This window comes from Oliverpabstia sp., from assembly GCF_022785585.1.
Lineage (GTDB): Bacteria > Bacillota > Clostridia > Lachnospirales > Lachnospiraceae > Oliverpabstia > Oliverpabstia intestinalis.
Genome location: NZ_JALFPR010000019.1, coordinates 1 through 8166, shown reverse-complemented (window position 1 = coordinate 8166; position 8166 = coordinate 1). Strand labels below are relative to the sequence as shown.

Here is an 8166-nt window from a genome sequence, read left to right as displayed (position 1 = left end):
TTTTTAAGGATCTTTCGATCGTTCGTTTTTATGATTTTAAAAAGAACTTTCGAGGAATGTGTTTCACTGTTCAGTTATCAAAGATCGGTTTTGCATTGCCGTTTGTCTCAAACAGCTTTGCTATTATATCATGCTGTTTCCTGCCTGTCAAGAACTTTTTTCAACTTTTTTGAAGTTGTTTTACTTCTCTCTTGCAGCAACTTTGACATCTTATCACATCCAACCGGCTGTTGTCAAGAACTTTTTTATTTCTTTTTGACAGCTTTGTGATCTCTGTGAGATCTCTCGGACGCAACTCTGATAGGATACCACCGCTGCCTGGATTTGTCAATAAGTTTTTACTATTTTTCTTGTAATTTATTTATTCGTGTTAATCATTACATTTCGGACAGCTTCCTGATATTTATAAAAAGATAAAAACAGCGTCCGCATAAGCAGACACTGTTTTTATCCAAAGATCTGTAATACGATCTTCATCAACATATTATTATCATAGATCCATGTCAGGATCGGATCCGACCGGATCTGTCCCTGAAGGTAGATTCCTGCCGGAGTGTCACATATAATTGTTATGATCAGGAAAATCACCCATATCCAGATCAGTCCCTGTATACATCCGATACAGATACCTCCGATTCGATTCAGTGTACCGATCACCGGCAATGCCGTCAGAATATCAACCGCATACAGGATCATATACATCAATATTGTGGCAATCGCAAACGAAATCAAAAAACAGATGGCATTAATAATCCCATAAGAAAGATATTTTCCCAGATAATCCGCAAAGCTTTCTACCGCCAGCCGCTTATAGATCTCTGTATTATTATTTTCCATCAATTTGTCTTTTACTGTCTGCGGAAGCGGCAGTTCTTCTATATAAGATACCTGTCCTGTGATGCTCTGCAGATCATCTCTGCCTTCCAGCTGCTCCAGCAGTACTTCATTACATTTTTCTTCGATACTGATCTGCCAGGTGGTCTTTTCACGAACAAAATCACTGATATACGGATTCAGCCAGGACGTAACACCAAGAACCATTAAAAAGAATACCATTGATATTGCCATGCGGAGCATCCCTTTTCGGAATCCCTGAACCGCAAAGATCAGTACCAGCGCAAGTAATACAAATGTCAGCCAACTCATGTTTTCTCTCCTGTTTATTGTAATCGAATGGTTTCCGTTCCGCTGTCAAGAATCACCATATAACGATTTCCCGAGATCCGAAAAATATTTTCTACATTTCCTTCTTTTATCGTTCCCTGATATCGGCAGTTTCCCTGTAATGTATAGATACCCACTTCTTTTTCATTGTATACAAAAATCTGTTCCTTGCTGAGTGCAACATGGTCAAATGCGAAATCTACCGTAAACTTCGCCTTTTGGGCTCCACCGGTCGTATAAAGCACGATTTCATACGACTTCTTTTCTTTTCCGGTCTTATAGGCCATTCCAACATACTGATCATCGTGAAAGACACTCAGGATATCATCGTCCAGTGTAATCCGGTTACTCTCTTCCGGAATCTGTTTTCCACTATATGTCAGGAAACCATTATCCGAAAATGCCAATGTCTGAGAATCACTCAGATAATTCACCTGTGGAATCAGTGTTCCCACGTAATTATATCCACTGACCTGATTGTCCATCTGATTTTGTCCCGTATTGCCAAAATTGTAAAACGCCATAAAGCTTGCCGGCTGATTATCTTTGACACAAAGATACGAAACTGCCATCAGCTGCCCGTTATCCGAAAGCGAGAGATCCACCGGGTATCCCGGATTGTCTACACTGGTTTTGGCAGTTACCAGTTCCTCTCCCTTCTGGTCATAGACATGGATCCAGGTTATCTCTCCATCTGCCAGAACCACACCTGTGATTCCCTGCGGGTTGATGCACACTTTCTCTACCGGGAGTTTTGTCTGTATATCAGTAACTCTTCCACTGAAATTGTAAACCCCAATATCCGTTCCTTTCTTATCATAAACTACGCAATACTCACCACGCATGGCTACTACCGGATTCTCCATGGTCTGCGGTTCATTCCACACTTCTTCTCCCTGGGCATTCAGAAGTGTCACACCGTCACCGCCGTATTTTAATATATAATCACCAAATTCTGCATATTCCGCTGTCGTTGTCGTGTCTTCCAGCTCTGTTCTCGTGATCACCTTGTAATTTTTAAACTGCCAGTGATCCACCAGAATCTTACCTCCAATGACAAGACCGACAGCCACTACAAGTGCGGCACCCGCAATCGCAAGTTTCTTTTTGCTCCATTGAGATTCGGGTCGATTCAGCTTCCATTCTTTTATCTTCTGCAAAATCTTCATAATTACCCCTTATTTGTTCCTTTTTTACTGTTTTTTATCATAGCACATTGTCTTCTCTTCGGCAATTTCTATTTCTGCTCAAAGCACCGCTTATGATTCCGGCAACAAAAGTTTTCCGCCTGCATAAATGATATCTTCCGGAGAAATTCCGTTCAACTGACATATTTCATTGATCCGGCTGATCGTCCCATATTGTTTCTGACAGATACTTGTGAGTGTGTCACCTCTCTGAATCGTATATGTGATAGTCTTAATATCAGCTGTTGCCTGCTGTTCTTCCTTTTTTTCTTCCTGCTGCATGGATTCCTGGGTGGGCGATATACTGACTTCTTCCGATGTTTCCCCGTTCGCCTGTGGATTCAGACTCTCCTGGGTGGTATCCTGTGTCGGAACCGGTGCCAGACTCTCTTCCGGCTCTTCAGTTGCCATCGGAGAAAGCAGTGGTTCTTCAGCAGCTTTCTGTGCCTCACTGGTCACTGCAACACTCTGTCCTTCTGTCTGTACCACTTCCTCAACATTCTGATACTGTCTCAGATAAGGCAGACCTACCGCAAGCATCGCCGCCGCACAGCACGCCCCGGCAAGCCAACGATTTCGCGCAGAATGTTTTTTCGCTTTTTCACTCTTCTCTGACTCCGTCGTCTCTTTTTTCTTTCCTCTCACCGTCCTCCTGAAATCGATCACTGCACGGTCCGGTACATGTTCTGTCTCCTCGATAGATTTATTCTCACTCATATCGATCATATACGCCTGCATCGGATCATTTTTTTCATAATAAATAAAATGTCCCGGCACACGTACCAGCTGGTTATTCTCATAGACATAAAACGCCTCTTCCATCTCACCCGGCTCCATCAGAAACAACACTTTGTCATTGCCGGCAAAATGATCCAGATGTGTCTTACGGATTTCTTCGGTAATTTCCATATTAAATCCCGGAAACCCGGCAAACCACCCGACAATTTCCTGCTCCGGAAAATATTTTTTACTGTCTTCATACACCTGTCCCCATACTTTATCGTCAAAACGGATATGTTCCGGCGAAAGCTCCAGATCCCGGATCTGCAGGGCGCTCCGGATAAAAATATAATCGCCCTGCCCGGTCCAGTGACAGGAACCAAACAAAATCGCCGCCACCTCGTCTCCGTGAGGATTTCTTGCGATCTTTTTCAAAAAGGTGTAGACATAGTCTTCCATATATATTTTTTTCTTCCCTTTGATTTCTCCGATTTGTCTTACGTTATTTGGCAGCTTCACGTACTCTGCAGTTTCTTTTGTAGTATCGGTTTCTTCTTTATAGATGACTTCGATCATACTCTTCACCCCTTTTAGCCCACAGTATACGCCGTTTTCCATGCGGATTTTGCCGCTTTGTGCAGGAAGATACAGATTTTTTATCGACATTTTCTGCGATTTCTTTTCTGTTTGGAAAACGTACGGGCATATTTTTTCATCGCCACGGGTACAATATAGGTAAATTCCGTAACTGTTCTGTACTCTTCCGGTTACTGCATACCATAGGATCCCCAAAGAAAGGACGCGTGAGCTGAATGCGCAGAGAAGTTTCATATTATATCAGAGAAAAGAAACGCACCGCCAGCACTGAACTGGCTCATGTGCTGAAAAAATGCATCGGACAGATTGACCGGCCCTGGAAAGAAATTATCATTCTTTGCATCGGAAGTGACCGGATCACAGGCGACAGTCTTGGTCCTCTGATCGGTCAGCAGCTTTCCAGACATCGCTGGAAAAATATCCATATTTACGGAACACTGGATACGCCGGTTCATGCGCTGAATCTCGAATCCGTACTTGCAGACATCAAAAAAAGACATCCATCTGCGCTGATTCTCGCAGTGGATGCCTCTCTCGGCTCTCAAAAACATATCGGGTATATCACCGCCGGTATCGGCCCGATTCATCCCGGATCCGGAGTACACAAAAGTCTCCCGGCGGTTGGCGATCTCCATATTACCGGAATTCTTAACGCTTCCGGTTCTTTTGAACATTTTCTCTTACAGACCACACGTCTTTCTTTTGTCGTGCAGATGGCAGATACTATCACCGATGGAATCCTTCATACCTTTTCACCTGTCTATGAACGACGCGGCCTTCTTCCTGACGGATGGTTCCACCGGGAAGAACGACGAGATCTTTGCTGGGCAAAGGAGGAATCTAGGCTGGCTGCCCTCTCCATCGAAACCAGTTCCGGCAGCATCTCCTGAAGCAGGTCTGAGCGCGGCACCTTCTCAAAGATCCGTTTTAAAAACCACGCAAATGGTTTACCCCAGTATTTGTTCTGTAATACTTTTGCATAATGATCCATGATTTCCCGGGAACCACAGTATTTGTCTGTCAGGCAGATCACATACGTTTCCGGGTATCTTGGCGGAATCACGGATACCGGCCACATATGCTTGGTAATTACTTCTTTTTCCACCTTGTTCAGATGAAAATATTTGCAGGCATTTCGATAGGCAGTGATCGGATGAGTGATGGCGTGCAGCCGGTCTCCCGTCTCTTTGCTGTGTTCTCTCCAGTCATACAGAAACAGATCGTGGAGCATCCCGCCTCGCGCCGCTGAGCGGGCATCCAGACCCAGTTTATTGCAGATTTTATAATTATTGTATGCCACATCCAGACAGTGTTCATAACAGTCGGTATCGCAGTGCTGATAATACTTTTTCATTTCCAGAACAGCCGGATGACTGACGATATCACGAATACACTCATAGAATTCCAGATTCTCTTTTGTGCGTTCTCTCCGTTTTCTTCTGATCGTCTCACGTGAATCTCTTGCCCGGTTTGCTGACATTTTTTCTGGCATTTTTCTGATCTCCTATACTTTCCCGCTGTACAGTTTTTATACAGACATCTTTTTCAACTTTATAAAACAGGGAATGGAGAAACTTTCTCTCCATTCCCTGTTTTATTATACCGTAAGTGTTCTCTTACTGTAAAGCTCTGTACATTTATTTTTTGAATAATTACATATATGCTTTGACCTGCTCGTATACACCCTGGCCATCCAGTTTGTATTTTTCCAGAAGTTTTACTGCAGAGCCGGACTCGCCAAATACATCCTGCACACCGATCTTCAGTACCGGAGTCGGAGCTTTCTCACACAGTACGTCGCAAACTGCGCTTCCCAGACCGCCGATTACGGAATGTTCTTCTACAGTAACTACTTTACCGCATTCTTTTGCCGCTGCAACGACCAGTTCCCCATCCAGTGGTTTGATGGTATGAATGTTCACAACTTTTGCCTGAATACCGTCAGCTGCCAGTTTTTCAGCTGCTTCCAGTGCAGAGTTTACGCACAGGCCGGTGGCGATGATCGCCACATCTTTGCCTTCTCTTAAAGTTACACCTTTACCGATCTCGAACTTGTAGTCCGGGCGGTCATTGATCACCGGCACTGCCAGACGACCAAAGCGCAGGTATACCGGTCCCTGATATTCGTATGCTGCTTTTACAGCCGCTCTTGCTTCCACATCATCGGACGGATTGATGACAACCATACCCGGGATCGTGCGCATCAGGGCGATATCTTCGTTACACTGATGTGTGGCACCGTCTTCTCCTACGGAGATACCGGCGTGTGTTGCACCGATCTTTACGTTCAGGTGCGGATATCCTACAGAGTTTCTTACCTGTTCAAAAGCACGGCCTGCCGCAAACATTGCGAAAGAACTTGCAAACGGAACTTTTCCTGCGGTAGAAAGACCTGCTGCGATACCGATCATGTTACACTCAGCGATACCGCAGTCGATGTGGCGTTCCGGAAATACTTTCTTAAACATACCGGTTTTGGTGGCAGCTGCCAGGTCTGCATCCAGAACTACCAGGTTTTCATGCTCTTTTCCCAGTTCTACCAGGGCGTTACCATAACTTTCTCTGGTTGCAATTTTCTTTACTTCTGACATAATGCTTCACCTGCCTTTTCCAGTTCTTCCATTGCTACTGCATACTGCTCGTCGTTCGGAGCTGTTCCATGCCAGCCTACCTGATTTTCCATGAAGGATACGCCTTTTCCTTTTACAGTGTGTGCGATGATTGCTGTCGGCATTCCTTTGGTTGCTTTTGCTTCTTTGAATGCTGCATCAATCTGATCAAAATCATTGCCGTCGATATTGATCACATGGAAGTTAAATGCTTCGAATTTTTTATCAATCGGATATGGAGAACAAACTTCATCAATTGTTCCGTCGATCTGCAGATTGTTGTTATCTACGATCACTACCAGGTTATCCAGTTTGCGGAATCCTGCCATCATGGAAGCTTCCCATACCTGTCCTTCCTGAATCTCACCGTCACCTAACAGCGTGTATACACGATAATCGGCATTGTCCATCTTGCCTGCAATCGCCATACCCACCGCTGCAGAGATTCCCTGTCCCAGAGAACCGCTGGACATATCTACACCCGGGATATGTTTCATATCCGGATGTCCCTGCAGGTAAGATCCCAGATGACGTAAGGTTTCCAGATCTTCTACCGGGAAATATCCCTTCTGTGCAAGTGCGCTGTAAAGACCTGGCGCTGTATGTCCTTTGGACAGTACAAAGCGGTCACGATCTGCTTTTTTCGGATCTTTCGGATCCACGTTCATCTCTTCAAAATACAAGTATGTGAAAATATCTGCTGCTGATAAAGATCCACCCGGATGTCCTGCTTTTGCAGCATGAACTGAGGTTATGATTCCTTTGCGGACTTCATTTGCTACTTTCTGAAGCTCCAGTTTGTTCATTCTGTACTCCTTTCCGTACACTGCTTTGAATTATTGTAACTGTTCATTTTCTTCACAGTTACACATGATTGCTCATTCACCGTCTTAGAGCGTGTCTGAAAATCATTCCTGCAATCTGCACGCCCCACTTTGTGGTATATTTTGCAGAAAGCCTTTTTCAAACACGCTCTAGTATGCCATATTTTCAAAAATATTGCAAGACTCTATACTTTTTATGCTCGTGCTTCTTCCCAGCCCCTACTCGCCGAATACTGCCTTGTAATCATCCTGGAATTTTTTGATTCCGGCATCGGTCAGCGGATGTTTTGTCATCTGTTCGATTACTGCATATGGAACCGTTGCGATATCAGCACCTGCCAGCGCACAATCTGTTACGTGGATCGGATTTCTTACACTTGCTGCGATGATCTGTGTATCCAGACCGGCAACATCGAAGATCTCAGCAATCTCGCGGATCAGATCCACACCTCTTGTGGAAATATCATCCAGTCTTCCCAGGAACGGAGAAACGTAGGTTGCACCGGCTCTTGCAGCCAGCAGTGCCTGGTTTGCAGTAAAAATCAGTGTTACGTTTGTTTTAATGCCTTCTGCGGTCAGCACTTTGCAGGCTTTCAGACCTTCTACTGTCATAGGGATCTTTACAACCATGTTCGGATGGATCGCTGCGATCTCTCTTCCTTCCGCGATCATGCCTTCTGCGTCTACGGTAGTCGCTTTTACTTCACCGCTGATCGGTCCGTCTACAATAGAAGTGATCTCTTTGATGACCTCTTTAAAGTCTCTTCCCTCTTTTGCGATCAGGGAAGGGTTTGTGGTAACGCCACAGATCACGCCCATGTCATTTGCTTTTTTGATGTCTTCTACTTTCGCGGTGTCGATGAAAAATCTCATTGTTTTGTCCTCCTGTTTTTCCTGAAATCTGCCCGGTTATTTTCGGTGTTTTGTAACTGTTCAGTACCTTCACAGTTACGAGCCAAAATGCATAAAAAATCACCTTCGGTGATGGCATTTTGGCTTGTATGTCTCGGGATTTTGACATATTCATGTCAAAACACCTCGCGGGACAGTGGCTACTGAATAGTT

8 protein-coding genes and 1 pseudogene are annotated in these 8166 nt (G+C 44.6%); 2 read left to right on the top strand and 7 right to left on the bottom strand.

Annotated elements, in window-relative coordinates; all coding sequences use genetic code 11:
• Nucleotides 1-447: 447 nt before the first annotated feature.
• The 3 genes from MSA64_RS00905 to MSA64_RS00895 all read right to left on the bottom strand — a co-directional run bounded on the left by MSA64_RS00905 (nucleotide 448) and on the right by MSA64_RS00895 (nucleotide 3737).
• A complete protein-coding gene (locus MSA64_RS00905; RefSeq protein ID WP_106492039.1) occupies nucleotides 448-1146 on the bottom strand; it encodes a CvpA family protein in 699 nt (232 codons plus the stop codon).
• Nucleotides 1147-1160: 14 nt separating this feature from the next.
• Nucleotides 1161-2333 (bottom strand): DUF5711 family protein, encoded by a 1173-nt coding sequence (locus tag MSA64_RS00900; protein ID WP_154432834.1) that lies wholly within the window; start codon nucleotides 2331-2333, stop codon nucleotides 1161-1163.
• Between the two features lie 90 nt (nucleotides 2334-2423).
• Nucleotides 2424-3737 (bottom strand): LysM peptidoglycan-binding domain-containing protein, encoded by a 1314-nt coding sequence (locus MSA64_RS00895; protein WP_158580550.1) that lies wholly within the window; start codon nucleotides 3735-3737, stop codon nucleotides 2424-2426.
• Nucleotides 3738-3883: 146 nt separating this feature from the next.
• Between MSA64_RS00895 and yyaC the strand changes: the two are divergent.
• Nucleotides 3884-4396 (top strand): annotated as a pseudogene (gene yyaC, locus MSA64_RS00890) (spore protease YyaC); the annotation flags it as partial.
• Nucleotides 4397-4428: 32 nt separating this feature from the next.
• Here yyaC and MSA64_RS00885 read toward each other — a convergent pair.
• The 3 genes from MSA64_RS00885 to MSA64_RS00875 all read right to left on the bottom strand — a co-directional run bounded on the left by MSA64_RS00885 (nucleotide 4429) and on the right by MSA64_RS00875 (nucleotide 7083).
• Entirely contained in the window at nucleotides 4429-5160 is a 732-nt protein-coding gene (locus tag MSA64_RS00885; RefSeq protein ID WP_287890154.1) for an HD domain-containing protein, read from the bottom strand.
• A 160-nt stretch (nucleotides 5161-5320) separates the two neighbouring features.
• The gene (locus MSA64_RS00880; protein WP_277663832.1) at nucleotides 5321-6259 is read right to left on the bottom strand and encodes a transketolase family protein; all 939 of its coding nucleotides are present in this window, start codon (nucleotides 6257-6259) and stop codon (nucleotides 5321-5323) included.
• Nucleotides 6247-7083 (bottom strand): transketolase, encoded by an 837-nt coding sequence (locus MSA64_RS00875; RefSeq protein ID WP_154432836.1) that lies wholly within the window; start codon nucleotides 7081-7083, stop codon nucleotides 6247-6249. The genes MSA64_RS00880 and MSA64_RS00875 overlap by 13 nt, the downstream gene beginning before the upstream one ends.
• Before the next feature lie 91 nt (nucleotides 7084-7174).
• Here MSA64_RS00875 and MSA64_RS12165 point away from each other — a divergent pair, with 91 nt between their 5' ends.
• Nucleotides 7175-7255 carry a DUF6783 domain-containing protein gene (locus MSA64_RS12165; RefSeq protein ID WP_408636476.1) on the top strand — a complete coding sequence of 27 codons (81 nt, stop codon included), beginning with the start codon at nucleotides 7175-7177 and terminating at the stop codon, nucleotides 7253-7255.
• 65 nt (nucleotides 7256-7320) lie between these two features.
• Here the strand turns inward: MSA64_RS12165 and fsa are convergent, their stop codons facing one another.
• The gene (gene fsa / locus MSA64_RS00870; RefSeq protein ID WP_022172022.1) at nucleotides 7321-7974 is read right to left on the bottom strand and encodes a fructose-6-phosphate aldolase; all 654 of its coding nucleotides are present in this window, start codon (nucleotides 7972-7974) and stop codon (nucleotides 7321-7323) included.
• Between the last annotated feature and the right edge of the window lie 192 nt (nucleotides 7975-8166).